The following is a 536-nucleotide window of genomic DNA, read 5'->3' on the forward strand; positions in this document are numbered from 1 at the left end:
CGGGCCATTTCGGCCACTTCAGCGCACAGATCGCCTCCGCCAGGTCCAGCTCCTCCGCCAGACGCGGCGCCCGGCGGTCCAGAAGCCGCCGGATGCGGCCACGCAGCGCCTCGACCGGGCTTGCCGCCGGCGCGGCGTCGTTGGCCGGCACCGGCGCTTCCTCCGCGTGCCCCGGATCGGTCACCGGCACCCCGGTCTCATCGATGCCGAACACCTCTCTCGGCACCGGCGGGCGGTAGCAGCCGAGATACGCGCCCCGAAGCCAAGGCGGGTTGTCGCGGGTGAGCTCGTCGAGCGCCTGCCTGTCCTCCTCGCCGAGCAGCCGCAGCTTCGGCCAGGCCGGCTTGGGCTGCCTGGCGAACCAGGCCTCGTAGACGGTGGGGTCGGGGTCGCTGGCGGCCTTGTAGTGCTCGAGCAGGTGGAGCGAGCGGCGGGCGAAGGCCTGCCGCTCCCAGGGCTCGAGCGAGGCGAGGATGGCGAGCCGGGCCGCCTCGCGCGCGGGGTCGGCCTCGACCGGCGGCAGGACCGCCGCGTCC

At 75.2% G+C, this 536-nt stretch carries 1 protein-coding gene; it reads right to left on the reverse strand.

All coding sequences use genetic code 11. From position 1 onward, the window contains the following. Positions 1 to 536, reverse strand: a 536-nt coding sequence (locus tag U1T56_RS24505; RefSeq protein WP_418162086.1) for a hypothetical protein, incomplete at both ends; no start/stop codon positions are given.

The organism is Benzoatithermus flavus (assembly GCF_037908215.1).
Lineage (GTDB): Bacteria > Pseudomonadota > Alphaproteobacteria > Geminicoccales > Geminicoccaceae > Benzoatithermus > Benzoatithermus flavus.